This window comes from Marinobacterium nitratireducens (assembly GCF_014645375.1).
GTDB lineage: Bacteria > Pseudomonadota > Gammaproteobacteria > Pseudomonadales > Balneatricaceae > Marinobacterium_A > Marinobacterium_A nitratireducens.
In genome coordinates this window covers 390,383-416,052 of the sequence record NZ_BMLT01000005.1, presented here as the reverse complement: position 1 = coordinate 416,052, position 25,670 = coordinate 390,383, and the positions used below count along the sequence as shown (strand labels likewise).

Annotated in this window: 22 protein-coding genes, 2 tRNA genes, 1 other RNA gene and 1 pseudogene; 16 read left to right on the top strand and 10 right to left on the bottom strand. The window is 62.5% G+C overall.

Annotated elements, in window-relative coordinates; all coding sequences use genetic code 11:
* Nucleotides 1–148: 148 nt before the first annotated feature.
* The 6 genes and pseudogenes from IEX85_RS12225 to IEX85_RS12200 all read right to left on the bottom strand — a co-directional run bounded on the left by IEX85_RS12225 (nt 149) and on the right by IEX85_RS12200 (nt 7,162).
* Nucleotides 149–3,511 (bottom strand): transglutaminase family protein, encoded by a 3,363-nt coding sequence (locus tag IEX85_RS12225; RefSeq protein WP_188860868.1) that lies wholly within the window; start codon nt 3,509–3,511, stop codon nt 149–151.
* A 45-nt stretch (nt 3,512–3,556) separates the two neighbouring features.
* The gene (locus tag IEX85_RS12220; RefSeq protein ID WP_229721895.1) at nt 3,557–4,489 is read right to left on the bottom strand and encodes an alpha-E domain-containing protein; all 933 of its coding nucleotides are present in this window, start codon (nt 4,487–4,489) and stop codon (nt 3,557–3,559) included.
* Nucleotides 4,486–5,643: pseudogene (locus tag IEX85_RS12215) on the bottom strand (circularly permuted type 2 ATP-grasp protein); the annotation flags it as partial. The gene IEX85_RS12220 and the pseudogene IEX85_RS12215, both read right to left, overlap by 4 nt.
* Nucleotides 5,644–6,383: 740 nt before the next feature.
* A tRNA-Pro gene (locus tag IEX85_RS12210) sits at nt 6,384–6,460 on the bottom strand.
* A 67-nt stretch (nt 6,461–6,527) separates the two neighbouring features.
* A tRNA-Pro gene (locus IEX85_RS12205) sits at nt 6,528–6,604 on the bottom strand.
* 204 nt (nt 6,605–6,808) lie between these two features.
* Nucleotides 6,809–7,162, bottom strand: a complete 354-nt coding sequence (locus IEX85_RS12200) for a hypothetical protein (RefSeq protein ID WP_188860866.1) — start codon at nt 7,160–7,162, stop codon at nt 6,809–6,811.
* A 185-nt stretch (nt 7,163–7,347) separates the two neighbouring features.
* Between IEX85_RS12200 and zapE the strand changes: the two genes are divergently transcribed.
* From zapE to IEX85_RS12160, 8 genes are all read left to right on the top strand, one after another.
* Nucleotides 7,348–8,454: a cell division protein ZapE gene (gene zapE, locus IEX85_RS12195; RefSeq protein WP_188860865.1), complete on the top strand. Its 1,107-nt coding sequence runs from the start codon at nt 7,348–7,350 to the stop codon at nt 8,452–8,454.
* Nucleotides 8,455–8,799: 345 nt separating this feature from the next.
* Nucleotides 8,800–9,228 carry a 50S ribosomal protein L13 gene (gene rplM, locus IEX85_RS12190; protein ID WP_188860864.1) on the top strand — a complete coding sequence of 143 codons (429 nt, stop codon included), beginning with the start codon at nt 8,800–8,802 and terminating at the stop codon, nt 9,226–9,228.
* Between the two features lie 14 nt (nt 9,229–9,242).
* Nucleotides 9,243–9,635 (top strand): 30S ribosomal protein S9, encoded by a 393-nt coding sequence (gene rpsI, locus IEX85_RS12185; RefSeq protein WP_188860863.1) that lies wholly within the window; start codon nt 9,243–9,245, stop codon nt 9,633–9,635.
* Nucleotides 9,636–9,894: 259 nt separating this feature from the next.
* Nucleotides 9,895–10,491, top strand: a complete 597-nt coding sequence (gene petA, locus IEX85_RS12180; protein ID WP_188860862.1) for a ubiquinol-cytochrome c reductase iron-sulfur subunit — start codon at nt 9,895–9,897, stop codon at nt 10,489–10,491.
* Nucleotides 10,491–11,741 (top strand): cytochrome b, encoded by a 1,251-nt coding sequence (locus tag IEX85_RS12175; RefSeq protein ID WP_188860861.1) that lies wholly within the window; start codon nt 10,491–10,493, stop codon nt 11,739–11,741. Before petA ends, IEX85_RS12175 begins: the two co-directional genes overlap by 1 nt.
* Nucleotides 11,741–12,508 (top strand): cytochrome c1, encoded by a 768-nt coding sequence (locus IEX85_RS12170; protein WP_188860860.1) that lies wholly within the window; start codon nt 11,741–11,743, stop codon nt 12,506–12,508. Before IEX85_RS12175 ends, IEX85_RS12170 begins: the two co-directional genes overlap by 1 nt.
* Nucleotides 12,509–12,592: 84 nt before the next feature.
* Nucleotides 12,593–13,225, top strand: coding sequence for a stringent starvation protein SspA (gene sspA / locus IEX85_RS12165; protein ID WP_188860859.1), 633 nt, complete (start codon nt 12,593–12,595; stop codon nt 13,223–13,225).
* Between the two features lie 137 nt (nt 13,226–13,362).
* Nucleotides 13,363–13,797, top strand: a complete 435-nt coding sequence (locus tag IEX85_RS12160) for a ClpXP protease specificity-enhancing factor (protein ID WP_188860858.1) — start codon at nt 13,363–13,365, stop codon at nt 13,795–13,797.
* 259 nt (nt 13,798–14,056) lie between these two features.
* Here the strand turns inward: IEX85_RS12160 and IEX85_RS12155 are convergent, their stop codons facing one another.
* Genes IEX85_RS12155 through IEX85_RS12140 form a run of 4 tightly spaced genes read right to left on the bottom strand, consistent with a single transcriptional unit; the run spans nt 14,057 to nt 17,420 of the window.
* Entirely contained in the window at nt 14,057–14,626 is a 570-nt protein-coding gene (locus tag IEX85_RS12155; protein WP_188860857.1) for a BON domain-containing protein, read from the bottom strand.
* A gap of 5 nt (nt 14,627–14,631) precedes the next feature.
* Nucleotides 14,632–15,219: an SIS domain-containing protein gene (locus IEX85_RS12150; protein WP_188860856.1), complete on the bottom strand. Its 588-nt coding sequence runs from the start codon at nt 15,217–15,219 to the stop codon at nt 14,632–14,634.
* 18 nt (nt 15,220–15,237) lie between these two features.
* The gene (locus tag IEX85_RS12145) at nt 15,238–15,597 is read right to left on the bottom strand and encodes a YraN family protein (RefSeq protein ID WP_229721894.1); all 360 of its coding nucleotides are present in this window, start codon (nt 15,595–15,597) and stop codon (nt 15,238–15,240) included.
* Complete coding sequence (locus IEX85_RS12140; RefSeq protein WP_188860855.1) at nt 15,597–17,420, bottom strand: penicillin-binding protein activator; 1,824 nt, start codon at nt 17,418–17,420, stop codon at nt 15,597–15,599. Before IEX85_RS12140 ends, IEX85_RS12145 begins: the two co-directional genes overlap by 1 nt.
* Nucleotides 17,421–17,455: 35 nt before the next feature.
* On the opposite strand from IEX85_RS12140, the gene rsmI reads away from it, so the two are divergent.
* The 8 genes from rsmI (at nt 17,456) to IEX85_RS12100 (ending at nt 25,553) form a co-directional block, all read left to right on the top strand.
* Nucleotides 17,456–18,295, top strand: a complete 840-nt coding sequence (gene rsmI, locus IEX85_RS12135; RefSeq protein ID WP_188860854.1) for a 16S rRNA (cytidine(1402)-2'-O)-methyltransferase — start codon at nt 17,456–17,458, stop codon at nt 18,293–18,295.
* 231 nt (nt 18,296–18,526) lie between these two features.
* Nucleotides 18,527–18,878, top strand: an RNA gene (rnpB, locus tag IEX85_RS12130) — RNase P RNA component class A.
* 288 nt (nt 18,879–19,166) lie between these two features.
* Complete coding sequence (gene mraZ, locus IEX85_RS12125) at nt 19,167–19,622, top strand: division/cell wall cluster transcriptional repressor MraZ (protein WP_188860853.1); 456 nt, start codon at nt 19,167–19,169, stop codon at nt 19,620–19,622.
* A 27-nt stretch (nt 19,623–19,649) separates the two neighbouring features.
* A complete protein-coding gene (gene rsmH, locus IEX85_RS12120; protein WP_188860852.1) occupies nt 19,650–20,588 on the top strand; it encodes a 16S rRNA (cytosine(1402)-N(4))-methyltransferase RsmH in 939 nt (312 codons plus the stop codon).
* Nucleotides 20,585–20,977, top strand: a complete 393-nt coding sequence (ftsL, locus tag IEX85_RS12115; protein ID WP_229721893.1) for a cell division protein FtsL — start codon at nt 20,585–20,587, stop codon at nt 20,975–20,977. The genes rsmH and ftsL overlap by 4 nt, the downstream gene beginning before the upstream one ends.
* Entirely contained in the window at nt 20,967–22,694 is a 1,728-nt protein-coding gene (locus IEX85_RS12110; protein WP_188860851.1) for a peptidoglycan D,D-transpeptidase FtsI family protein, read from the top strand. Before ftsL ends, IEX85_RS12110 begins: the two co-directional genes overlap by 11 nt.
* A 1-nt stretch (nt 22,695) precedes the next feature.
* The gene (locus IEX85_RS12105; protein ID WP_188860850.1) at nt 22,696–24,192 is read left to right on the top strand and encodes a UDP-N-acetylmuramoyl-L-alanyl-D-glutamate--2,6-diaminopimelate ligase; all 1,497 of its coding nucleotides are present in this window, start codon (nt 22,696–22,698) and stop codon (nt 24,190–24,192) included.
* On the top strand, nt 24,189–25,553 hold the full coding sequence (locus tag IEX85_RS12100) for a UDP-N-acetylmuramoyl-tripeptide--D-alanyl-D-alanine ligase (protein WP_188860849.1): 1,365 nt from the start codon (nt 24,189–24,191) through the stop codon (nt 25,551–25,553). The genes IEX85_RS12105 and IEX85_RS12100 overlap by 4 nt, the downstream gene beginning before the upstream one ends.
* The last annotated feature ends 117 nt before the right edge of the window (nt 25,554–25,670 follow it).

The following is a 25,670-nucleotide window of genomic DNA, read 5'->3' as shown; positions in this document are numbered from 1 at the left end:
AAGTCGGATAGTATATCCGACAATCGACCGCAACTGCGTACCCGGTGATGCGGCATTTGCCCTGGGCGCTTCAGGGGGCGGACTCCGGCACGCGCCGGCGGCCCCGAAGCGGGGCCGCTGACGCCGTCGGCGGTCATGCACGGCTCCGTCAGGGCTGACGGCGGAGGTCGAGGGTATGGGGGTACTCGCCGGTCGGCTCCTCCGGCGGCGGCGCCATCGGTTTAGGCGCCTCCTCGTGGGGGAAGAACTCGCGAATGGCATCGAACTCCGGCCGTGGCGTGAAGGGGCCCGGGGTGTGGCCATAATCCCAGAAACGGTTGACGCGGCGCGACTCGGCTTCGAAATCGTTGACCGGGTAGGTGTCGTAGCTGCGCCCGCCGGGATGGCTGACATGATAGGTGCAGCCGCCGACCGACAGGCCGTTCCAGGTATCGATCAGGTCGAACACCAGCGGTGCATGGATGCCGATGGTCGGGTGCAGCGCCGAGGGCGGCTGCCAGGCACGAAAGCGCACGCCGGCGACATATTCGCCGTGACGGCCGGTATTGTGCAGCGGCACCCGGCGGCCATTGCAGGCCAGCACGTAGCGCCCGTCGGTGAGGCCGTCGAGTTTGATCTGCACACGCTCGACCGACGAGTCGACGTAGCGCGCGGTGCCGAAACTGCTGATTTCCTCGCCGAGCACGTGCCAGGGCTCGATCGCCCAGCGCAGCTCCAGCGACATGTCGTCGATCTGTACCCGGCCGTAGTGGGGATAACGAAACTCCTCGAACGGCGCCAGCCATTCCAGCTGGAACGGGATGCCGTGCGACTGGAGGTCCGCAACCACGTCCTTGACGTCGGACCAGGCATAGTGCGGCAGCATGAAGCGGTCGTGCAGCGCAGTGCCCCAGCGCACCAGCGGCTTGCGATAGGGTTCTTTCCAGAAGCGCACCAGCAGCGCCCGCAGCAGCAGCGCCTGCACCAGCGCCATGCGCGAGTGCGGCGGCATCTCGAAGCCGCGGAACTCCAGCAGCCCGAGGCGGCCGGTGGGGCTGCCGGGCGCGTAGAGCTTGTCGATACAGAACTCGGCGCGGTGGGTGTTGCCGGTGATGTCGACCAGCAGATTGCGCATCAGGCGGTCGACCAGCCAGGGCTGATCGACGATGCCTTCGGGCATCTGCTGGAAGGCGATTTCGAGTTCGTACAGGGCTTCGTCCCGGCCCTCGTCGACGCGGGGAGCCTGGCTGGTGGGGCCGATGAACATGCCCGAGAACAGATACGAAAGGCTCGGGTGGTGCTGCCAGTAGGTGACGAAACTGCGCAGCAGGTCAGGGCGGCGCAGCATCGGGCTGTCGGCGGGCGTGCGGCCGCCGAGGGTGATATGGTTGCCGCCGCCGGTGCCGCTGTGGCGGCCGTCGAGCATAAAGGCTTCGGTACCGAGGCGCGACTGGTGCGCTTCCTCGTACAGCGCGCTGGTGTTGTCGACCAGCTCCTTCCAGCTGCCCGCCGGATGGATGTTGACCTCGATGACCCCCGGGTCCGGGGTCACCAGCAGGCGCTGCAGGCGGTGGTCCCGCGGCGGCTCGTAGCCTTCCAGTATCACCGGCAGCTTGAGCTGGGCGGCGGTGCGCTCGATGGCGTTGATCAGCTCGACGTAGTGCTCGAGGTACTGCAGCGGCGGCAGGAAAACGTGCAGCTTGCCGTCGCGCGGTTCGACGCACAGCGTGGTACGGATAACCTCGGTCACCCGGTTGTCCTCAGGCCGGGCGTCGGCCGGGGTGTCCATCACGGTGCGGTTTTCCCGCGGCGAGTCCGAATGGGACACCTGATAGGCGGTATCGGGGAGCGGCTCGCGCTCGGCGAAGGGGTCGCGTTCGGCTTCGCGCTCGCGTTTTTCCTCCGCCACCCAGGGCAGGGAATTCAGCGGCAGGCGAAAGCCCATGGGCGAATCGCCGGGGATCAGGGTCAGGGTGTCGCGTCGCAGCGGCCAATGACAGCTGCGCCATTGCGAGACGCCATAATCCCAGCTCAGTGGCAGGATGTAGCCGGTGGCGGTATTGAGGCCCCGCTGCAGCAGCCTGGCGATACGCCGGCGCTCAAGGTCGTCGGAAAGGTCGGCCTTGAGCGGGTCTACGTTGGCCGGGAGTTCCTGTTCCCTGGCGATATAGTGCAGTACGTCCTCGTAGGCCGTCTGGATGTAGCTGCTGTCCAGCTGAAGCTCGCTGCACAGATGTGCCATGAAGCGCTCTGCATCCGCGACGCTGTGGCCAAGATCCTTGTCGACCCGGGCCAGCAGTTTGGGATCATGCCACAGCGGCTTGTCGTCGAGCCGCCAGAAACAGCCCAGCGCCCAGCGCGGTACCTCCTCGCCCGGATACCATTTGCCCTGGCCGTAGTGCAGCATGCCGCCGGGGGCGAAGCGCTCGCGCAGGCGTATCAGCAGGTCCTTGGCCAGGCGCAGCTTGTCTGCGCCGAGGGCCTCGGTGTTCCACTGCGCCGACTCCATGTCGTCCACCGAGACGAACGTCGGTTCGCCGCCCATGGTCAGGCGCACGTCGAGTGCCTGCAGCTCGGCCTCGACGGCTTCGCCGACGGCCATGATTTCCGCCCACTGCTCATCGCTGTAAGGCTTGGTGGTCCTTGGGTCCTCGTGAATGCGGTAGACGTTGTTGCTGTACTCGAACTCGACCTCGCACTTGTCGGTGAAGCCGGTGATCGGTGCCGCCGAGCCCGGGCTCGGCGTGCAGGCCAGCGGGATATGGCCTTCGCCGGCGAACAGGCCGGAGGTCGGGTCGAGGCCGACCCAGCCCGCGCCGGGGATGTAGACTTCGCACCAGGCGTGCAGGTCGGTGAAGTCCTCCGTCGCACCGGCCGGGCCGTCGAGCGGCTTGACGTCGGGCTTGAGCTGGATCAGATAGCCCGAAACGAAGCGCGCGGCGAGCCCGAGGTGACGCAGAATCTGTACCAGCAGCCAGCCGGTATCGCGGCAGGAGCCCTTTTTCAGCTCGAGGGTTTCCTGGCAGCTTTGCACGCCGGGCTCGAAACGCAGGCTGTACTCGATCTCCTGCTCCAGGCGGTGGTTCAGCGACACCAGGAAGTCGATGATACGGATTTTCTCGCGCGGCACCCTGGCGAGCCAGGCCTGCAGCAGCGGGCTGTCGTGTTCTTCTGTTTCGAGGTAGGGTGCCAGCTCCTTCTTGAGTTCGGCTTCGTACTTGAAGGGGTAGTCCTCGGCGTACTCCTCGACGAAGAAGTCGAAGGGGTTGATCACCGTCATATCGGCGATCACTTCGACTTCGATGCTCAGCTCGTCGGTTTTCTCCGGGAACACCAGGCGCGCAAGGTAGTTGCCGTAAACATCCTGTTGCCAGTTTATGAAGTGGTTTTCCGGCTTCACCCTCAGCGAATAGCCGTGAATCGGCGTCCGTGAGTGTGCCGCCGGACGCAGCCTGACGACGTGCGGCGACAGACTGATATGCCGGTCGAACTTGTAGCGGGTCAGGTGGTGCAGCTTGGTGCGAATCGTCATCTTGACCTCTGTTTACCCGGTAAACAAACAGGTAACTCTGGCAGTTTAGTTGTCGTGCAGGAACCAGTTTTCGGCAATGCTGGCGTGAACCTCCATCAGTCGCAGCTGAAGGTCGTTCAGGTGATCGCGGAACGCCTGTCCCAGATGTTCGTCGTTTTCGATGCTGTACGGTGGCAGCTCCAGCTTGAGCGAGCGGTGCTGCTTGCCGGCCTTGGGCAGGTGGCTGGCGGCGGCCGCTATCCGTTCGAGACAAAAATGCACCGATCGCGGAAAGTGCTCGTCGCTAAGCAGGAAGTTGGCAACGTCCGGTCCGTTGACCGCGGTGCGCATGGTGCGGCGGTAGGGCATGTAGGCGCCCGCCGAGCGCAGTACGTTGCCCCAGACCAGCTGTTCCAGACCGGCGATATCGTCTTCGTCGCTGGTAAGCAGTACCGCGGCGCCGGCATCCAGCAGCCGCGTCGCCATATCGGCGCGCTCCAGGTTGCAGCCCAGACGCATGAAATCCCAGGCCGGGTCGCGGCTCATGGTGCCTTCCATAAGACCGTTGATGCCCTGACAGCCCTCGATAATGCCGTTGAGGAAGGCGTGGCGACCGCTGCGATTGATACCCTGCTGGATGTTGTGGGTGGCGAACAGCCGCAGCTCGTTGACCAGTTCCCAGGCTTCGGCGGGCAGGACGTCGCGGGCGGTGCGGATGTTTTCGCGCACCAGCAGCAGCGACGACAGCATGGAGCTGGGATTGGTGTCGTCGGCCAGGGTGAATTTCACCACGTTGCGCTCGTCCTGAATCCGGTAGCGCTCGTGGAACAGCTCGGTGCCGCTATTGATGACCACCAGGTTGAACCAGCCAATATTGACGCTGCGTGGCAGGTCAAACAGCAGATTGTCGTACACGCTCACCAGGCGGGCGGTGTTCTCGACACGCTCGAGATAGCGTGCCGCCCAATAGATCCTTTCTGCAACTCTGGACAGCATCATTTCACCTCCGTATCGACGATCCAGGTATCCTTGCTGCCGCCGCCCTGGGACGAGTTGACGACCAGCGAGCCCTTCTTCATCGCCACCCGGGTCAGGCCGCCGGTGGTGCAGTAGGTGTCCCTGGCCTGCAGAATGAACGGTCGCAGGTCGAGATGACGCGGCTCGAGGTTGTCGCTGTCGACCAGGGTCGGCGCGGTGGACAGTGCCAGTGTCGGCTGGGCGATGTAGTTGCGCGGATTGGCCTGTATCAGCTCGGCGAAACGCGCCTGGTCCTTCTTGGTGGAGTGGGGGCCGACCAGCATGCCGTAGCCGCCGGATTCGTTCGCCGGCTTGACCACCAGCTTGTCGAGATTGGCGAGGACGTACTCGCGCTGTTTCTCGTCTTCGCAGAGGAAGGTTTCGACGTTGTTGATCAGCGGTTCCTCGTCGAGGTAGTACTTGATGATCTTCGGTACGTAGGCATAGATCACCTTGTCGTCGGCGACGCCGGCGCCGGGGGCGTTGGCCAGTGCCACGTTGCCTTTTTTCCAGGCGCGCATCAGGCCGGGAACGCCGAGCACCGAGTCCTTGTTGAACACTTCCGGGTCCAGAAACAGGTCGTCGATGCGGCGGTAGATGACGTCGACCCGGCTCAGGCCGCCGATGGTGCGCATGTAGACGCGGTCGTCGTCGCCGACCACCAGGTCGCTGCCCTCGACCAGCTCGGCGCCCATCTGCTGCGCCAGGAAGGCGTGTTCGAAGTAGGCGGAGTTGAAGATGCCGGGGGTGAGCACCACGATTTCGGGTTGCTTGACGCGGCGCGGCGACAGTGAGGCCAGGGTGTCGAACAGCCGTGCCGGGTAGTCGTCGATCGGCATGATGTTGTCATTCTCGAACAGCTCCGGCAGCACGCGCTTGGTGATGGCCCGGTTTTCCAGCATGTAGGAGACGCCCGAAGGTACGCGAAGGTTGTCCTCGAGAACGTAAAACTCACCGTCGCTGTCGCGCACCAGGTCGGTACCGCAAATGTGGGCCCAGACGCCGTGGGGCGGCGATATGCCGACGCATTCGGGCCTGAAGTTCTTCGAGTTCTCGATCAGGTAGCGCGGCACGATCTTGTCGTCGAGTATCCGCTGCTCGTGATAGAGGTCGTCGATGAACATGTTGAGCGCCTTGAGGCGCTGCTTGAGGCCGGCGGCGGTTTTCTCCCACTGCTGACGCGAAATGGTGCGCGGGATGATATCGAAGGGCCAGGCACGATCGATGTTGCCCTCTTCTGTGTAGACCGTGAAGCTGACGCCCATTTCCTGGATGGTGGCCTCGGCCATCTTGCGCCGCTTTGCCAGCTCTTCGGAGTCGAGGTCCCCAAGATATTTGGCGAGCTTGCAGGCGGGTGTCCGTGGGCGACCCTTGGGGTCTATCAGTTCATCGAAAAAATTACCCGGTTCATATTGCTTCCAGTCGATGCTCATAAACGAGACCTTCGTGCTAATAGTGTGCGATGTCCATTCACCATAATGAGGCACTTATCAGTTTAGGCGACATGGAGCGCCCTGTTTTGGTGATCCTTCAGCAGGCACTCGATTCGATGTGACTCATGCTATCGGGGCCGGGTGACCGGCTCCGCTATTCCACGCAATATCCGGGCCATTGGAGTGGCAGGGGCTCGACAATCGGATCCTCGGCTGCTGACTGCAGCAGGGGACGCGGGAGATTAGCAACGAATTGTGACAGTTTTCTGCACAGGGTGCTGGAAGCGAACGGGGCTGAGGGCGCGGTTCAGCGCTCGGCGGATCGGAGATGCCGGTCTGATGAAGGCAGCGGAAACGGATTGCCGGTGTCAGGTGCTTGGGTAACGAAGCGAAGATGTTGCTGGATGCGGTGGCGTATATCGCCTGATGATTAGGATCAGAATTGGTCGGGGTGACAGGATTTGAACCTACGACCCCTGCCTCCCGAAGACAGTGCTCTACCAGGCTGAGCTACACCCCGACGTATCTGAAACCTTTGGCCACTTGGGGCCGCGACTGCTGGGCAGTCGATGAAGCGGGAAAATTGTTGGTCGGGGTGACAGGATTTGAACCTACGACCCCTGCCTCCCGAAGACAGTGCTCTACCAGGCTGAGCTACACCCCGAACCAGTGTTCAGCCGGCTGTTGCAAAACAATCCGTGCTGAACTGGGCGCAAATTTTACGCCTGGAGCTTTTGAAGTCAAGCGTTTTTGAAAACAAATATTTACAGAGCTTCAGGAATGTAGGAGCCCACTCCGTGGGCGAGTGGTTGAAAGTGGCTGGATGGGTTTTCGCCCGGGGACCGGGCACCTGCAGACTGTGGTTGTATCACTGCATTTCCACCTCGCCGAGTTGCTCTGCGGTGTCCGGGCAGCCGAGACGGTCTGTGGCGGTCAGCACATTGGCCAGATGGTCGTAGGCGACGCGTTGCTGCTTGAGAATCTGTTCGGCTTCGCTGAGGGCTTCGTTGACGCTGAGTTGGCCATTGCGGTGCTCTTCGCTGACGGTCAGGCTGCGCTTGTCATTGGCGACGATGCGCTTGTAGGTGTTCTTGGCCTCGATGTTCATGCGAAAGCAGGCGGCATAGATGCCGTCTTTCACGGCTTGAGCGTTTTTCACTTCTTCGGCCATTGCCGGCAGGCTCAGGGCGCACAACAGGACGGTACAAAAAGTCCTTTTCATTCAACTACTCCAGACGCAATAGGCGGGGGCTGCCCCATTATAGCGAAGAAGGAGCAGGAGTGGCGCCCCACGGCGAATGCTGTGGTGAAGGTGGTGGTTCACGGAGCGGCGGCTGTCGCTTGAAGCTTTCATTCGTGCTGGGTAAAGTGCGCGCACGAATTTTGAACGACAGGGTGAGGGTATTCATGACGCCGTTGGAGCGGTACAAGAAAGATCTCGAAAGGGATGATTTTTCCTACGACCCGGCCCAGGAAATGGCGGTCAAGCACCTGCAGCGCCTTTTTGACGATCTGGTCGCGGTTCCTGTGGAGCCCAGGCGCGGGCTGATGCAAAGACTGGCCGGAGGCTGGAAAAAGCAGCCGAAGGAGCCGCTGATGGGCCTCTATTTCTGGGGTGGCGTCGGGCGGGGGAAGACCTACCTGATGGATACCTTCTACGACTGTCTGCCGTTCGAGCAGAAGACGCGTACCCACTTTCACCGTTTTATGCAGCGCGTGCATCAGGATCTCAAGTCGCTGGCCGGGACCAAGAACCCGCTCGAAGAGATCGGGCGCCGCTACGCCGCCGAGACGCGGGTGATCTGCTTCGATGAATTCTTTGTCTCCGATATCACCGACGCCATGATACTGGGCGGGCTGCTGGAACAGTTGTTCGCCAACGGCGTTACGCTGGTGGCGACGTCCAACATAGTGCCGGACGGTCTTTACAAGGACGGGCTGCAGCGCGCGCGATTCCTGCCGGCTATCGACCTGCTCAACCGCTATACCGAGGTGGTCAACGTCGACAGCGGCGTGGACTACCGGTTGCGGGCGCTGGAGCAGGCGGAGCTTTATCACTGTCCGCTGGATGCGCACGCCGATGAAAGCCTGAATGCCAGTTTCGAGGCGCTGGCGCCGGATCTCGACGAGGTCGTCGAGGGCGAGGTGCTGGACGTGAACGGGCGCGGTATCCGCAGCCGGCGCTGCTGCGAGGACGTGGTCTGGTTCGACTTCTCCGATATCTGTCTGGGGCCGCGCTCGCAGAACGACTATATCGAGCTGGCCAAACTCTACCATGCGGTGCTGGTATCGAACGTGCCGCAGCTTGGCCGCAACAATGACGACGCGGCGCGGCGTTTCATCAACATGGTCGATGAATTCTACGATAGCGGCGTCAAGCTGATCCTGTCCGCGGCGGTGCCAATCCATGAAATCTATACTGAAGGGCGGCTGGAGTTCGAGATTCAGCGTACCCAGAGCCGTCTGCTGGAAATGCAGTCGCACGAGTATCTGGCCAGAGAACATAGAGCGTAAATGGTGAATGGGTAGGGTGCTGCTGAGCGCAGCGATGCGCACCGAGACAGATGGTGCGGTGCGCTTCGCTTACCGGCACCCTACCCGTCACCCGTCACCCGTCACCCGTCACCCGTCACCCGTCACCCGTCACCCGTCACCTAAATGGTGCGGCCTTGCAGTCGCAAAAAAGTTGCCGAATGTCCCTCGCTTTCGGCTCGCAACTCGCCTATAATGCGCGCCTCCCTTTTTCAGGGGGTCTGATCGTTGTGCCGGCCTGGTCCGGGGCAACCAAGAATTATAAGTCAGTTCGGCGGCGGTCCATGGATCGTGGCGAGAGCTGAGTTAATTGAAGGCTATTTACAGATGAAAACTTTTGTCGCTAAGCCAGCCGAAGTAAAACGCGACTGGTACGTTATCGATGCCGAGGGCAAGACCCTGGGTCGTCTGGCTACCGAAATTGCCCGTCGTCTGCGTGGCAAGCATAAGCCGGAATACACCCCGCACGTCGACACCGGTGATTACATCGTTGTTGTCAACGCCGAAAAAGTTGGCGTGACCGGCACCAAGCGCACTGACAAGATGTACTACCGTCACACCGGTTATCCGGGCGGTCTGCGCGAAGCTTCCTTCCAGAAAATGATCGACTCTCACCCGGAGCGGGTGATCGAGATCGCGGTCAAGGGCATGCTGCCGAAAGGTCCGCTGGGTCGTGCCATGCACAGCAAGCTGAAAGTCTACGCTGGCACCGAACATCCGCATCAGGCTCAGCAGCCGAAAGAACTGAACATCTAAGGGGAAGGCAGACTATGTCCACTACTCAGTATTACGGTACCGGTCGTCGTAAAACCTCCACTGCCCGTGTCTTCCTGCGCCCGGGTACTGGTGCGATCAAGATCAACAACCGCAGCATCGAAGAATACTTCGGTCGCGAAACTGCGCGCATGATCGTCAAGCAGCCGCTGGAACTGACCGACACTGTCGAGAAGTTCGATGTCTACGTTACTGTCGCCGGTGGTGGCGGTTTCGGTCAGGCCGGCGCTATCCGCCACGGTATCACCCGTGCGCTGATGGAGTACGACGAGACTCTGCGCCCGACTCTGCGTCAGGCTGGTTTCGTGACCCGCGACGCCCGTATGGTCGAGCGTAAGAAAGTCGGTCTGCGCAAGGCGCGTAAGCGTCCGCAGTTCTCCAAGCGTTAATACCTGTCCGGCCGAGGTCGGAACGGTGCTTGCGAAGAAACGCCCGAACCCTTGCGGTTCGGGCGTTTTTTTATATATACGACCTGGGTCAAGGTTCCTTTCGAAATGGGCTAATGTCCTTGTAAGAAAAGGGTATTTTCATTACCATTTGTGCCATTTTGAAAATCCGTGGTTTGGCGGTTTTTTATTGAGCGGCCCAAAAACTTGCGTGGCACAACAAAGCGCAGGATGGCGGGCCGAATGAGGGGAGAGAAACTTAATGAGCAATGACGGCGTGAACAAGGGGCGGCGTCGACTGCTGATCGGCGCGACCTCTGCGGTCGGGGCGGTCGGTGCGGTCGGGGTGGCCGTTCCGTTCGTGGCATCCTGGCAGCCCAGTGCCAAGGCGCGTACTGCAGGCGCGCCCGTGCGGGCCGATGTCAGCAAGCTTGAGCCGGGTCAGCAGGCGGTCGTCAAATGGCGCGGCAAGCCGGTCTGGATTATCAAGCGTGGTGAAGAGACACTGGAAAACCTGGCCAAGATTTCCGATCGTCTTTCCGATCCGAACTCCGAAATGCCGCAGCAGCCGGACTACATCCCGCACGACGCCAACCGTTCCCTGCGCCCGGATATCGTCGTGCTGGTCGGCATTTGCACGCACCTGGGCTGCTCGCCCACCTACCGTCCGGAAGTGGCGCCGGACGATCTCGGGCCTGAATGGGTCGGTGGTTTCTACTGCCCCTGTCACGGCTCCCGCTTCGACCTGTCCGGTCGCGTGCTGAAGGGCTCGCCGGCCCCGTCCAATCTGGTGATTCCGCCGCATTTTTATGAAAACGACAACGTCATCGTCGTTGGCCTGGATCAGGAGACTGCATAATGGCTAACCCGAACAAGAGCAAGGCCGAAAGCGGGCTGATGCGCTGGATCGACGATCGTTTTCCGGCGACCCAGATGTGGGAAGACCATCTGTCCAAGTACTACGCGCCGAAAAACTTCAACTTCTGGTATTTCTTCGGCTCCCTGGCGCTGCTGGTGCTGGTTAACCAGATCCTGACCGGCATCTGGCTGACCATGAGCTATAACCCTTCCGCGGAAGGCGCCTTCGCCTCCGTGGAATACATCATGCGCGACGTCGAGTACGGTTGGCTATTGCGCTACATGCATTCCACCGGTGCCTCTGCGTTCTTCGTGGTGGTTTATCTGCATATGTTCCGCGGCATGATGTACGGTTCCTACCGCAAGCCGCGCGAGCTGGTGTGGATCTTCGGCATGACCATCTATCTGGCGCTGATGGCCGAGGCCTTCTTCGGCTACCTGCTGCCCTGGGGGCAGATGTCCTACTGGGGTGCCCAGGTAATCGTATCGCTGTTCTCCGCGGTGCCTGTGGTCGGTGAAGATCTGGCGCTGTGGATCCGCGGCGACTACCTGATCTCCGGCATTACCCTGAACCGTTTCTTCTCGCTGCACGTGATCGCGCTGCCGATCGTGCTGCTGGCGCTGGTTGTGCTGCACATCATCGCGCTGCACGAAGTCGGCTCCAACAACCCGGACGGCATCGAGATCAAGAAGAACAAGGATGCCAACGGTGTGCCGGTCGACGGTATTCCGTTCCATCCTTACTACACCGTCAAGGATATCGTCGGTGTCGTGGTCTTCCTGTTCGTCTTCAGCATTGTGGTGTTCTTCTTCCCTGAAGGCGGCGGTTACTTCATCGAGGCGCCGAACTTCGAGCCGGCCAACCCGCTGAAGACACCCGAGCATATCGCGCCGGTCTGGTACTTCACGCCGTTCTACGCCATGTTGCGCGCCATTCCGCCGATCGCCGGCTCCCAGTTCCCGGGTGTCGTCGTGATGGGAGCCGCGATTGCGATTCTGTTCGTGCTGCCCTGGCTCGACCGTAGCCCGGTCAAGTCGCTGCGCTACAAGGGTCTGGCGAGCAAGGTCATGCTGGCGGTATTCGCGGTCAGCTTCGTCATCCTCGGTTATCTGGGTGTCGTGGCGTCGACTCCGACCCGCACGCTGGTTGCTCAGATCTGCACCGCGCTGTACTTCGCGTACTTCCTGCTGATGCCGATCTACACCAGGATGGAGAGCACTAAACCGGTTCCGCAGAGGGTTACAGGCTGATGAAAAAGTATCTGATTGCATTGTTCATGGCCGTGTTGCCGGTGACGGCCATGGCTGCCGGCGGCGGTGCGCCGCTGGACCACATCGAGGTGGACCTGGAAAACAAGCCGTCGCTGCAGCGTGGTATGGCGACCTTCGTCAACCGCTGTCTCGGCTGCCACTCCGCCGACTATCAGCGCTACGAGCGTGCCGCCAACGATATTGGTCTGCCGCCTGAGCTGGTGCAGGAGTACATGATCTTCGGCGATCAGAAGGTCGGTGAGCAGATGCACAACGCCATGAGCAAGGACGATGCAGCGAACTGGTTCGGCAATCCTCCGCCGGATCTGTCGCTGGAAGCGCGCCTGCGTGGACCGGACTGGATCTACACCTACCTGCGAAGCTTCTACCAGGACCCGGCACGCCCCTGGGGTGTAAACAACGTGGTATTCAAGGACGTGGGCATGCCCAACGTGCTGGAGGACCTGCAGGGTGTGCAGATCAATAACTGTACCCCGGAAGAGTTGCTGCACCACGGCGATGCCGAAATCGACCCGCTGACCGGCGCGCGCATGTCCGAGTGCCTGACGGTGGTTGACGGCACCGGCAAGCTGAGCGAGGAAGAGTTCGATCAGACCATCTACGATCTGACCAACTTCCTGACTTACATGGGCGAGCCGTACCGTCTCGAATCCGAGCGTCTGGGAACCAAGGTGCTGATCTTCCTGGCTATCTTCTTCGTATTCGCCTACGCGCTGAAGAAGGAATACTGGAAAGACGTGCACTAAGGCCTTTTCGGTCCGAGTGTCAGGATCGCGGCCCGAAGGATCGGGTCGCGACCATTTTTTTTTTAGACTGACGGGGATTATCCGATGGGAGTTGTGGCAAAGCGTTCTTCCATGACCTTCTTTTCCAATGGCGAAGACCATTACAGCCACCGCGTGCGTATCGTGCTGGCCGAAAAAGGGGTCGCGGTCGATATCGTCGACTGCACCGAAAATGATCTGCCGGAGGATCTGTCGTCACTGAACCCATACAACAGCCTGCCGACCCTGCTGGATCGTGAGCTGGTTCTGTATGAGCCGAATGTGATGATGGAATACCTCGACGAGCGTTTTCCGCATCCTCCGCTGTTGCCGGTTTACCCGGTGGCCCGCGCCGAAAGCCGGCTTTACATGTACCGAATTCAGCGCGACTGGTGCGTGCTGGCGGATACCATTCTGGCCGGCAAGGCGGACGACGCCGAGATCGAGCGCTGCCGCAAGGAGCTGCGGGACAGCCTGGTCGCCATTTCGCCGATCTTTACCGACAAGGAATTCTTCATGAGTGAAGAGTTCTCGCTTGTCGACTGCTGCCTGGCGCCGTTGCTGTGGCGTCTGCCGGTGATGGGCATCGAGCTGCCGGAAGCGCAGTGCAAGGCGTTGCTGCGCTACATGAAACGCATCTTCGAGCGCGATGCCTTCCAGGAGAGTCTCTCCGAAGCCGAGCGCGAAATGCGCGACTGAAACGTCGCCGGCAAGACTGTTTGATACCGAGGGATGGGGGAGACTCCGTCCCTTTTTGTATTTATGGTGACGGGTTACGGGTTACAAGTTGCGCGTAACCCGTCACCTGTCACGCGTCACTCTGATTGGAGAAACCAATGAATCCGAGTCGCCCTTATATCGCACGGGCTCTTTATGAATGGATCCTCGACAACGACTGTACGCCCCATCTGCTGGTGGATGCTCAGGCGCCCGGTGTGGTGGTGCCGACTCAGTTCGTTCAGGATGGTCAGATCGTGCTCAATGTCACGCCGTCCGCCGTCCGTAATCTGATGATGGATGGCGACGAGATAGGTTTTGGTGCGCGTTTCGGTGGCGTGCCGATGCAGGTGCGGGTGCCCTATGCGGCGCTGCTGGCGATCTATGCGCGGGAAAACGGCATGGGCATGGGCTTTGGTATGGAGCCCGGTGCGGATGCCTATGAGCGTCTACAGCCGCTCGGCGAACCGGTCGAAGGCGAGGGTGGTGAAGGTCCGGAGCCGCCGGAGCCGCCCAAGGGCGGCGGTCGTCCGAAGCTGAAGGTGGTCAAGTAGGTTGGGTCTAGCGGCGAAGCCGTGTAACCCAACACTTCTCTGCCATCTGCGACCAATCGATCTGTAATGCGATCGATATTGCGGGTTCCCAAAAAACCGCTCCTGCGTTTTCTGGATTTCCGCCATCCTTGGCGGTTACGGCGCGGTATTTTTCGGTACAAACCGTAAACACCTGCGGGATTCGCGCCGTCGCCCACCCTCCGCGCGCGCCACTATTGGCTTTTGGGCTTTGGCTAACATTTGATGGGGCGAAGCCCCGTCAAATGTATTCGAACACCTTCACGATCTTCTGCACCCCGGTGATCTGGCGCGTGATCTTGACCGCGACGTCGGCTTCGTTTTTGCTGACCAGTCCCATCAGGAATACGGTGCCGTTCTCGGTGACCACCTTGATGCGGCCGCCTTCGAGGTTTTTCTCTGCGTAGAGCTTCAGCTTGACCCGGCTGGTGAGATAAGCGTCGTTGGTGCGGACGATGGCCGAGGTCGGGCCGGCGATCTGGAGTTCGTTGTGTACCTTGCGTACCTCGCGGATCTGGCTGGCAATTTTTTCGGCTTCGGCACGGGTGGCATCGCTCGGCACCTGGCCGGTCAGCAGCACCAGGCCGTTGTAGCTGGTGACGCTGACGTGGGCCTGGCTCAGCGCCTGCGAGCCCTTGCTGAGGTTGACCAGGGTTTTGGTTTCGATGACCTCGTCCTCGAGGTAATTGCCGAGGGTGCGCTCGCCCCGGTCTTCCTGGATGGGCTCGTCGCGGGTGGCGCTGATCAGGCTCGAGCAGCCGGACAACAGGACCAGGGATCCCAGCACGGCGGCGGCAACGCGTTTACTCATTTACTTCAGGCTCCAAAGAGTTGGTAGTCGATCAGGTCGCACAGGCAGTGCAGTACCAGCAGGTGGGCGTCGTGTATCAGGACGTCGTCATCTGCCGGAACGCAGATTTCGATTTCGTCGGGGCGTAAAAGTGCCGTGGTATTGCCGCCATCGTAGCCGGTCAGCGCGATCACCATCATTTCCCGGTCGTGGGCGGCCTGTATCGCCTGCACCAGGTTGTTGGCGCGGCCGTGGGTCGATATCACCAGCAGTACGTCGCCGGGCTGCCCCAGGGCGCGGATCTGCTTGGAATAGATGTCGCTGAAGCTGCTGTCTTCGCTGATAGCGGTGAGGGTGGCGCTGTCGGCGGAAAGGGCGATTGCCGGCAGCCCCGGGCGCTCGTGGCGGTAGCGATTGAGCAGCAGGGCGCTGAAATGCTGCGCCAGCGCGGCAGAGCCGCCGTTGCCGACACAGAGAATCTTGTTCTCGTTGACGAGGCAGTGCAGCAGCAGCTCGCCGGCGTGGGCGATCATCGGGGTGTAGTGCTCGATGGTATGGGCGTTGATGTCCATCGAGCTGTGAAACTGGCTGACAATGCGGTCTTCAAGTTCCATTCAGCGGTTTTTCCGGTCTCAGGGTCTAAAGGCGTCTTTATACCATAGCGGGGTCGCGCGCTCCGAATCCGATGCCAGGGCTATCAGGTCGAAGCGGCAGGGCTGGCTGGCCCGCCGCGGATATCGGCTCAGGTAAAGGTTGGCGGCATGGATCAGCTTTTGCTGTTTGCGGGCGTCGACCGAAGCTTCGGCGCTGACCCGGCTGCCATGGCCGCGCTTGCGCACCTCGACGAAGACCAGGCAGTCCCGGTCCTCCATGATCAGGTCGATCTCGCCGAGGCGGCAGCGGTAATTGCGTTCGATCAGGCGCAGTCCCTGCTGCAGCAGCCATTGCAGGGCTCTGTCTTCGGCCGCCCGCCCGCTGGCTTGCCGGTCCATCAGTAGCTGGTGGGCGACAGCAGTTGGGGCACGCCGTTCCTGAACTGGGCCCAGGGCAGCTCACGACCGATCCGGCTGCCGTCCTCGAGGTACAGCTCACCGGTTTCGCCGCTGATGCGTGCCATCGGGCTGGCTTCCAGCTGATCCAGATACGGATGCAGGCGGTAGGCGTCGACGCCGAGTGCATAGAGGCGGCCAAAGCGCGTATCGGTGTCGTCGCGCTCCTGGCTCAGGCTCAGCTTCAGGGTGCTGGGCGGGCCCAGTACCCAGGGCAGGTCGCAGAACTGCACGTTGTTGAGGTCGATGTCGCTGATGCTGTTGGGGCTGCCGCTGTAGATGTGCGAGGTGGCGTAGACCGGCAGATCCTGGGCGTAGTTGTAATCCAGCAGCGGCTTGATCTGGCGGGCGTCGACCGGCATGGCGCTGAGGAAGAGGCCGTCGGCATCGCCGCGCGGCTGCTTCTCGAATTCGACATTGTTGCCGATGACCTGCTGCACGCGTTCGGCGCGGGCCGCGCTGCTGTCAGTGTTCAGCAGCGCGGCGACCTTGGGCGCAAGATCGCTCTGCTCGGCAAAGCTGACGGCGCCGACGATATGGCCGCCGAGATACTCGAACTGGCGCAGGAAGGCCTGGCCGACGCGGGTGCCCCACTCGGTTTCGGGAATCATCATCAGCATGTTGCGACGCCCGTCCTGCCAGGCTCGCAGCGCCGCGGCCTTGGCTTCGTCTTCGGCGGCGAGGCCCAGCTGGTAAAAGTGGCGCGGCGTGAGGCCGTCGGTGTTGTTCAGTGCCATGACCGGTACCGGCAGCGAGGGGCTGCGCGCGATGGCGGTGACGAAGTCCTTGTCCAGCGGCCCGATGATCATGTCCAGCTGCATGGTGCGGGTGACGTCGATCAGCTGCTCCGGTGTATTGATCAGTGTCGAGTCGAGCAGCTGCAGCTCCGGCACCGGCATGCCGTCACGCTGGGCTTCGAAGTAGGCGGCCATAAAACCATCGCTGATGGCGCCGGCGGCCCGGGCCAGGGGGCCGCTCTGCGGCAGCAGCAGACCGATACGGCCGGCCGGAGCGAGGCTGGAGCTCAGCAGCGCGGACACGGCAGCCGGCGGTTGCAGCATCGCCGGGTGCGATTGCCACAGCAGCTGCCAGTCGTTGAGCGCGTTGTACTGCTGCGCAAGGTCCGTGCTGGTGCGCAAATCGTACGCCAGTTCGTACCAGCCCTGCTCGTAATAGGAGCCGCGGTGATCGCGGACCAGCTCGGCGAGGCCGGGCGTGGGAATGTCGTTGAGCAGTGCCCAGATGCGTTCGTGCAGCGCCTGCCGGTCCTGCTGCAGCTGCGACACCTGTATCAGTTCCCGCAGTTCGCCCAGGGTGTCGTGCTGTTGCTGGTAGGCGCGCGCGCGCAGCTCGCCGAGCTCGATGGCCTGGGCTGTGGGAAGGGGTTCGCTGCTGGGCATCTCCGCCAGATAGGCCAGTGCCTGCTGGCTGTCCTGCTGCTCCAGCGCCGTGCCGGCCTTGAGCTTGGCGATATCGAATCGCAGGATGGGCGGCAGCGACGCGGTGTCGATGCGTTCGAGTATGCGAATGGCCTCGTCGCGACGGTTCTGCTGAATCAGCAGGCGGGCCGCTTCGGTGCGCAGCTCGGCGGCGCGGATCGGCTGGGCGCGGGTGGCTTCGTCCAGCAGGTCGGCGATCTTGTTCTGCTGCTGTTCGGCCTTAGTCGTGGCGACCGGAGCCGGGCGCATAAAGGACGGTGTAGAACAGCCTGCCAGCAGCGCCGCGGTGAGGGCGGCGGCCAGAGACAGGCGCAGCGGATTCGTCATATACTCTGTCACCCCAAACGATGGATGGATTTACAATGTCGGAAGCGGTTCTGTACGTTGTCGCGACACCGATCGGCAACCTTGCAGATATGACGCCCCGCGCCATTGAGGTGTTGCAGTCGGTGTCGCTGATCGCGGCGGAGGATACCCGCCACAGCGCACGTCTGATGGCGCACTTTAACATTAAAACGCCGATGATTTCAGTGCATGATCACAATGAACGGCAGCGTATCGACAAGATACTGCAACTGTTGGGCCAGGGTGACAGTCTGGCGCTGATTTCCGACGCCGGCACGCCGCTGATTTCCGACCCGGGGTTCGTTCTGGTGCGTGCAGTCCGGGAGGCGGGCTATCGCGTCTTGCCGGTGCCGGGTTGCAGTGCGCTGGTCGCTGCGCTTTGTGTCGCGGGCTTGCCCTCCGACCGCTTTATCTTCGAGGGTTTTTTGCCGGCCAAGTCCGGTTCGCGCCGTCAGGTTCTCGAGGCGCTGGCCTGCGAACCGCGCACGCTGGTTTTTTACGAGTCTCCGCACCGTATTCTTGCCTCGCTCGAGGATATGCTGATCTGTTTCGGTGCGGACCGCTTCGTGGTGCTGGCGCGCGAGCTCACCAAAACCTTCGAGACCGTGGAAGGCAGGCCGCTGGGCGAGTTGCTCGAGTGGGTGCGCAGCGACGCCAACCAGCAGAAGGGGGAGTTTGTAGTGCTGGTGCAGGGCGCGCCGGCGCCAGGGGGCGATGCGTTCGATCCCGAGGCGCTGCGGGTGCTGGATCTGCTGCTGGAAGAGCTGCCGGTGAAGCAGGCCGCGGCGCTGGCGGCGAAGATCACCGGGCTGAAGAAGAATGCTCTCTATCAGGTGGCGCTGGGGCGGCGGGAATAGCTTTTGCAAGAGTCCAGCGTCGGAGCTGTACGGCGTAGCAGCATGGGTTCGCCCACAGAGTGGGCTCCTACGGCCGTTTGGCCCGCGGCGGTGGCTTTTTCGTAGGAGCCCGCTCCGCGGGCGAAGGGTCGGGCGCAGGATAAGGCCAGTGGTGCTGCGAGTGCCCGCAATCGGTTTCGTGTCTTGTTTTCGCTTGCGTGTTCCTCGCAAGGTGCTATTATCGCGCCCGGAGGAGTTCGCCAGGCAGTCGCTGCTGCGTTCGCGCAGGGGAGGAAAGTCCGGGCTCCATAGGGCAGAGTGCCAGATAACGTCTGGGCGGCGTAAGCCGACGGCCAGTGCAACAGAGAGCAGACCGCCTAAGCATCTTCGGATGCCGGTAAGGGTGAAAGGGTGCGGTAAGAGCGCACCGCGTGGGTGGCAACATTCCACGGCACGGTAAACCCCACTCGGAGCAAGACCAAATAGGGACCCTTAAGGCGTGGCCCGCGCCGGGTCCGGGTAGGTTGCTAAAGGTGTCCGGTGACGGCCACCGTAGATGAATGACTGTCCACGACAGAACCCGGCTTACAGGCGGGCTCCTCCATTTAATTTCCTCATGTTTGCTGCTTCCAGGATCGCCCAGATTCGCAACGAATTATGTTAATTCGCTGATTTTCACAGCAGTTATCCACAAGCCGTAGTTTGGCTCCCAGGTCCGGCTTCAATATTTCTAATTCACCCTGTCAAAACCACGGATGGCGCAGGTTTGGCCGCCTTGCATTGCCTGTGGTTAATTCCTATAGTGTGCGCCAGTGGGATAAAGTGGGTGAATGTGGGTAATTTTGGGGCTCACGTGGTAAAAGTGGCGTAAACGAACGCAGGAAATCGCCGAATGTTCCGGGGCGTTAATCCGATCAATCTCGATGCCAAGGGGCGCATGGCGATCCCGGCGCGCTACCGCGATCAGATCCAGGCGAGCTGTGACGGTTACCTCGTGGCCACGATCGACACCGAAGAGCGCTGCCTGCTGCTTTACCCGCTCCCCGAATGGGAAGAGATACAGCGCAAGATCGAGGCCCTGCCGAGCTTCAATCCGGCGGCCCGGCGTATCCAGCGCCTGCTGATCGGTCACGCCACGGACCTCGAGATGGACGGCAGCGGACGCTTGCTGCTGCCGGCGCCGCTGCGGGAATACGCGGAACTGGACAAGAAAGTGGTGCTGCTCGGTCAGGGGCGCAAGTTCGAGATCTGGAGCGAATCGCACTGGAATCAGACCCGCGAGCAGTATCTCAAGGAAGTAGAGGGTGGTAATGCGCTGCCGGATGACCTGCAGACGCTGTCACTGTAAATCGAAGCTAACAGGCTATCAGCGCAGATGATTGAGGATTTCAGCCATACCACCGTGTTGCTGCAGGAGGCGGTAGATGCCCTGGTACAGGACCCGGCTGCCTTCTATATAGACGGCACTTTCGGTCGCGGCGGGCACAGTGCGCTGATCCTGGAGCAGCTGGGTGCCGAAGGGCGCCTGATGGGCATCGACAAGGATCCCGAAGCGGTCGCCTATGCAACCGAGCGCTTTGCCGCTGAACCGCGCTTTTCCATCGAGCGGGGTTCCTTTGCCGATATGGCGGCGTTTGTCCGCGATCGCGGGCTCGAGGGCAAGGTCGGTGGAATTCTGCTCGATCTTGGCGTCAGCTCGCCGCAGCTCGATGATCCGGCCCGCGGCTTCAGTTTTCTCAACGAGGGGCCGCTGGATATGCGGATGAACCCCGATGTCGGCCAGAGCGCGGCGCAGTGGCTCGCGAGTGCCGGCGAAAAGGAAATTGCCGACGTGATCTTCACGTACGGCGAAGAACGCTTCGCCCGTCGAATGGCACGTGCCATCGTCGCGGCGCGGCAAGAGGTGGCGATCACCACCACGGCGCAGTTGGCCAGAATTATCGCGGAAGCGAACCCCGCCTGGGAGAAGGGGAAACATCCGGCGACGCGTGCCTTTCAGGCTATCCGGATTCATATAAACCGGGAACTGGAAGACCTCGAGCGTTGCCTGGACCAGGCGTTGGATCTGTTGGCGATAGGTGGCCGCCTGGTGGTGATCAGCTTTCACTCGCTGGAGGACCGCATCGTCAAGCGGTTTATCCGCAAGCACGTCAAGGGCGACGAACACCTGCCGCCGGGGATTCCGGTGACCCAGGACATGCTGCGGCAGCGTCTCAGGTCCGTGGGCAAGGCGGTCAAGGCCGGTACGGTGGAAGTCAGTTCCAACCCCAGGGCGCGCAGCGCCGTGATGCGGGTCGCGGAGCGCATAGCGTGAAGTTCCCCGCCATGGACTGGCGACGGCTGATACCCCGGCGTCCCACGAGTCCTGCACGGGCGGCCGGCGGTGCGCCGGAGCCTCGGCCGCAACCCTTGCTGGGTGCTGCCGAGATGGCGCGTCCCGGGCTGTGGCTGGCCCTCCTGGTGCTGCTGGTGATCTGCAGTGCGCTGGCGGTTATCTACAGCGCCTATCAGTACCGGGTGCTTTTCAACCAGCATCAGAACCTCGTGTCGGACTGGGATGAGCTGCAGGTGGAGTGGGGCCAGCTGGTACTGGAGGAAAGCGCCTGGGCGGCCAACAACCGTATCGAGCAGGTGGCGAGTAAACGTTTGGACATGCAGGTTCCCGAACCAGGGATGATCGAGATCGTGCGGCATGAGCGCTGAAGGAAAGAACATCGCCGAGGCGACAGAGAACCAGGCGGCCCGCAGCTGGCGGCTGGTGCTGCTGTTCGTGTTGCTGGCGCTGATCGCGTCGGCGATTCTGTTCAAGCTGTTGACGCTCTATGTCCAGGATCAGGACTTCCTGCAGAGCCAGGGTGATGCCCGGACCCTGCGCACGACCCTGATACCCGCCCATCGCGGCCAGATCACAGACCGCAACGGCGAACCGCTGGCGGTCAGCGCGCCGGTGGCCACCATCTGGGCCGACCCCAGCAAGGCCGACCTCAATCACCCGTCGATCGGCCGTCTCGCCAAGCTGCTGGGACAGGAGCGTGGCGAACTGGTCGGCCGTCTCAATGAGTTCCGTTCACGGCAGTTCCTCTACCTCAAACGCCAGGTGACGCCGGAGCTGGCGCAGCAGATCACCCGTCTGCGCATTCCCGGCATCCATGTCGATCGCGAATACAAGCGCTACTACCCCGCCGCCGAAGTCACCAGTCATCTGGTGGGTTTCACCAGTGTCGACGGTGAGGGCCAGGAGGGCATGGAGCTGGCCTACAACGAGGGCCTGCGCGGAGAACCGGGGCAGAAACTGGTGCTCAAGGACCGGCTCGGTCGCACCATCAAGCATATCCGCTCGCTGGAGGAGCCCAATCCGGGTGAGGATCTGCAGCTGAGCATCGACCTGCGCCTGCAGTATCTGGCGTACCGTGAACTGAAAGCTGCGGTGCAGGTGCACGGCGCCGACGGCGCCGCGGCGGTGGTGCTGGATGCCCACACCGGTGAGGTGCTGGCGCTGGTCAACCAGCCCTCCTACAACCCCAACGATCGCAGCGAGCTGCACAGCAGCGCCCTGCGCAACCGGGCCCTGACCGATGTTTTCGAGCCGGGTTCGCCGATGAAATCGCTGACCGTTGCCGCGGCGCTGATGAGCGGCCAGTACCGCCCGGACACGCCGATCGACGTTTCGCCCGGGTATATCCGCGTCAAGGGCCATACCATCCGCGACCATCGCAACTACAAGGAGCTGGACCTCACCGGCATCATCACCAAGTCCAGCAACGTCGGTGTCACCAAGCTGACGCTGAGCATGGACCCCGATGCGGTACGCAACCTGATGGTCAACGTCGGTCTCGGGCAGGCGCTGGGTACCGGTTTCCCGGGCGAGCAGACAGGTTCCCTGCCGTATATCTCGGAGAAACAGGTGGTCGAGCGCGCCACCATGTCTTACGGCTACGGGCTTTCGGTAACCCCGCTGCAGCTTGCCCACGCCTACCTGCCGTTCGCCAACGGCGGGCTGATCCGGCCGGTGTCGCTGATCAAACAGGACGAATTGCCGCCGGCCACCCGGGTGATGCCCGAACAAGTGGCCGACGATGTGCTGGCGATGATGGAAACCGTGACCAATACCGGCGGAACCGGTACCCGCGCGCGGGTACCGGGGTACCGAGTTGCCGGCAAGACCGGCACCACCCACAAGATCGGCAGCGGTGGTTATCTCGCCCATCAGTACGTGTCGGTATTCGCCGGGGTGGCGCCGGTCACCGACCCGGAACTTGTGATCGTGGTGATGGTGGACAACCCCAAGGGACAGGAATACTACGGCGGCGAGGTCGCCGCGCCGGTGTTCTCGAGAATAGGCGCCGGGGCCCTGCGGCTGCTCAATGTGGCGCCCGACAGCTGGCCCGAACCGGACGGCAAACGAATGGCGATGAATTAGCATGACGGCAACGCGCAAATTCGAACTGCAACAACTGTTGCCAGAGGCGGTGGGAACCCCTCTGGCATCGCTCGTTATCGGGGGGCTGTCCCAGGACAGCCGCTGCGTGCGTGAAGGCGATCTGTTTTTTGCCCGCTCCGGTACCCGGCATCGCGGGCTCGACTTCGTTGCCGCGGCGGCGGAACAGGGCGCTGTGGCGGCGCTGGTCGACCGTGCCGAGCTCGAAGGCTTGGCGGTGCAGGCGCCGATACCGCTGCTGGCGGTCGACGACCTGGCGTTTCGCATCGGCGAAGTGGCATCGCGCTTCTACGGAGAACCTAGCCGGCAGCTGACCATGATCGGCGTGACCGGTACCAACGGCAAGACCTCCTGCAGTCACTACATCGCCCAGGCGCTGAATGATGCCGGCGTGCGCAGCGCGCTGCTCGGCACCGTCGGCAACGGCTTTCCCGGCGCCCTGGTTGCCGCAAGCCACACCACGCCGGATCCGATCGCGCTGCAGCGCCTGCTGGCCGAATTCGTTGCCGAAGGGGCTGCGGCCGCGGTGATGGAGGTCTCGTCCCACGCCCTGGAGCAGGGGCGGGTGTCGGGTATCGCCTTCGATATCGCCGCTTTCAGCAACCTCAGTCGCGATCACCTCGACTACCACGGCTCGATGGAGGCCTACGGCGAGGCCAAGGCCAGGCTTTTCGATGCCATGGATGTGCCGCTGCAGGCGATCAACGCCGACGATGCCTTCGGTCGTACCCTGATCGGGCGTCGCGGCAGCCATGTGCGCGAGGCGGTGCGCTTTGGCAGCGACGCGAAGCTGGATCTGTATCCGCTCGACAGCCGGCTCGACGCCTCGGGGCTCGCCGCGCGTCTGCAAACGCCGGCGGGCGTTATCGAGGTGGGCAACCGTCTGCTCGGCCATTTCAACCTCAGCAACCTGATGCTCTGTGCTTCGGTGCTGTACCTGGCCGGTCTTGCGCCCGAGGCGATCCGGCAGGGTCTCAACCGGCTGCAGCCGGTGAGCGGGCGCATGGAATGCTTCGGCGGCGGCGACCAGCCGCTGGTGGTGGTGGACTACGCCCATACGCCCGATGCACTGGAGAAGGCGCTCGAGGCGCTGGTCGAGCATGTCGAGGGCGAGCTCTGGTGCGTCTTCGGCTGCGGCGGCGACCGCGATACCGGCAAGCGCGCGGAAATGGGCGCCATCGCCGCGCGTCTGGCGCACCGCGTCCGGGTCACCTCCGACAACCCGCGCACCGAGGACCCGCAGCGCATTATCGAGATGATCGTTGCCGGCACCGCCGGGGCCCGCGAAGTGGCGGTGCAGGCGGATCGCGCCCAGGCCATTCGCGAGGCCATCCTCGACGCCCGCCCCGGCGACATCGTGCTGATCGCCGGCAAGGGGCACGAGGATTATCAGGAAATCAACGGCCGGCGTTTCCCGTTCAGCGACCAGCAGGTGGCCCGGGATGCGCTGGCGCAGCGCAATGGGGAGCAGGCCGGATGATGTTCAGTCTTGCAAAGCTGGTACCGGTGCTTGAAGCCCGTCTCGAAGGCACGGATCTCGATGTCGAGGGCGTCAGCACCGATACCCGGCAGATCGGGCCGGGAGATCTGTTCGTGGCGCTGCGGGGCGAGCGCTTCGATGCCCACGACTTCGTCGCCGAGGCACAGCGCCAGGGCGCGGTTGCCGCGGTGGTCGATCATGCGCTGCCGCTCGAGCTGCCGCAACTGGTGGTGGCCGATACGCGCATCGCGCTGGGGCGCCTGGCGCAGCATCACCGCGGCCGCTTCACCGGCACCCTGGTGGCGGTCACCGGTAGCAGCGGTAAAACCAGTGTTAAGGAAATGCTTGCTAGTATCTTCGCCGGTGCCGGCTCGACACTGGCGACGCGGGGCAACTTCAACAACGATATCGGCGTGCCGCTGACGCTGTTCCGGCTGGAGCCGCAGCACCGTTACGCGGTGATCGAAATGGGCGCCAGTGGCCCCGGCGAGATCGACTACGTCACCCGGCTGGCAAGTCCGGACGTGGCCATTCTCAACAATGCCATGGGCGCGCACCTGGAGGGCTTCGGCTCGCTCGAGGGTGTGGTGCGGGCCAAGGGCGAAATTTTCAACGGTCTTGGGCCGGACGGCACTGCGGTGGTCAATGCCGACGACCCCCATGCACAGGTCTGGCTGGCGCAGCTTGTCGGCCGCCGGGTGCTGCGGTTCGGTCTGGAGCGTGACGATGTCGAGGTTACCGCGCGCCACTTGCATCGCCAGGATAACGGCTGCTACGGCTTCGACCTGGCAATCGTCGACGACAGCGTGCCGGTGCGTCTGCAGGTGCTCGGGCGCCACAATGTCGCCAATGCGCTGGCCGCGGCGGCAGCGGCCTTCGCGGCCGGCATGACGCCGTTGCAGATCGCCGATGGCCTGGGCCGTTTCGAGGCGGTGCCGGGTCGTATGCGACCGCTGGCGGGGCCTGCCGGCTGCCGGCTGATCGATGACAGCTACAACGCCAATCCGGGCTCGGTGCGGGCGGCGATCGACATGCTGGCGGACATGCCGGGCGCGCGGGCGCTGGTGCTCGGCGATATGGCGGAACTCGGCGCCGACAGCGCAGAACAGCACGCCGGGATCGGCCGTCATGCCGCGGAGCGGGGGATCGAGCATCTGTTTGGCCTTGGCCGGCTGAGCGCCGAGGCGGTAAAGGCGTTCAACGCAGCAGGCGGGCGTGACGCCATGGCGTTCCACGACCGCGAACAACTGATCAATCATCTCAAGGGGCTGCTGCACGACGACCTGACCCTGCTGGTCAAGGGGTCGCGCAGTGCCGCCATGGAAAAGGTCATCGCTGGCCTTACAACAGGAGAAATTTAGTGTTCCGTCCCGGACAAATATTTTTATTCAGCGCGCCTGGACGGAGTCTGCACCAAGGCGCACGAGTGCAGGACTGGTCCGTCCAATTCAAGCGAGTGCAACAACGGTGCAGGCCCG

Coding starts and splice junctions, on each gene's coding strand:
- IEX85_RS12220 (WP_229721895.1), bottom strand. CDS start 4,489: ATGATGCTGTCCAGAGTTGCAGAAAGGATCTATTGGGCGGCACGCTAT.
- IEX85_RS12170 (WP_188860860.1), top strand. CDS start 11,741: ATGAAAAAGTATCTGATTGCATTGTTCATGGCCGTGTTGCCGGTGACG.
- mraZ (WP_188860853.1), top strand. CDS start 19,167: ATGTTCCGGGGCGTTAATCCGATCAATCTCGATGCCAAGGGGCGCATG.
- sspA (WP_188860859.1), top strand. CDS start 12,593: ATGGGAGTTGTGGCAAAGCGTTCTTCCATGACCTTCTTTTCCAATGGC.
- IEX85_RS12145 (WP_229721894.1), bottom strand. CDS start 15,597: ATGGACCGGCAAGCCAGCGGGCGGGCGGCCGAAGACAGAGCCCTGCAA.
- IEX85_RS12100 (WP_188860849.1), top strand. CDS start 24,189: ATGATGTTCAGTCTTGCAAAGCTGGTACCGGTGCTTGAAGCCCGTCTC.
- IEX85_RS12155 (WP_188860857.1), bottom strand. CDS start 14,626: ATGAGTAAACGCGTTGCCGCCGCCGTGCTGGGATCCCTGGTCCTGTTG.
- rsmH (WP_188860852.1), top strand. CDS start 19,650: ATGATTGAGGATTTCAGCCATACCACCGTGTTGCTGCAGGAGGCGGTA.
- rplM (WP_188860864.1), top strand. CDS start 8,800: ATGAAAACTTTTGTCGCTAAGCCAGCCGAAGTAAAACGCGACTGGTAC.
- petA (WP_188860862.1), top strand. CDS start 9,895: ATGAGCAATGACGGCGTGAACAAGGGGCGGCGTCGACTGCTGATCGGC.
- IEX85_RS12140 (WP_188860855.1), bottom strand. CDS start 17,420: ATGACGAATCCGCTGCGCCTGTCTCTGGCCGCCGCCCTCACCGCGGCG.
- IEX85_RS12200 (WP_188860866.1), bottom strand. CDS start 7,162: ATGAAAAGGACTTTTTGTACCGTCCTGTTGTGCGCCCTGAGCCTGCCG.
- rpsI (WP_188860863.1), top strand. CDS start 9,243: ATGTCCACTACTCAGTATTACGGTACCGGTCGTCGTAAAACCTCCACT.
- IEX85_RS12150 (WP_188860856.1), bottom strand. CDS start 15,219: ATGGAACTTGAAGACCGCATTGTCAGCCAGTTTCACAGCTCGATGGAC.
- IEX85_RS12160 (WP_188860858.1), top strand. CDS start 13,363: ATGAATCCGAGTCGCCCTTATATCGCACGGGCTCTTTATGAATGGATC.
- IEX85_RS12175 (WP_188860861.1), top strand. CDS start 10,491: ATGGCTAACCCGAACAAGAGCAAGGCCGAAAGCGGGCTGATGCGCTGG.
- zapE (WP_188860865.1), top strand. CDS start 7,348: ATGACGCCGTTGGAGCGGTACAAGAAAGATCTCGAAAGGGATGATTTT.
- IEX85_RS12110 (WP_188860851.1), top strand. CDS start 20,967: ATGAGCGCTGAAGGAAAGAACATCGCCGAGGCGACAGAGAACCAGGCG.
- rsmI (WP_188860854.1), top strand. CDS start 17,456: ATGTCGGAAGCGGTTCTGTACGTTGTCGCGACACCGATCGGCAACCTT.
- IEX85_RS12225 (WP_188860868.1), bottom strand. CDS start 3,511: ATGACGATTCGCACCAAGCTGCACCACCTGACCCGCTACAAGTTCGAC.
- IEX85_RS12105 (WP_188860850.1), top strand. CDS start 22,696: ATGACGGCAACGCGCAAATTCGAACTGCAACAACTGTTGCCAGAGGCG.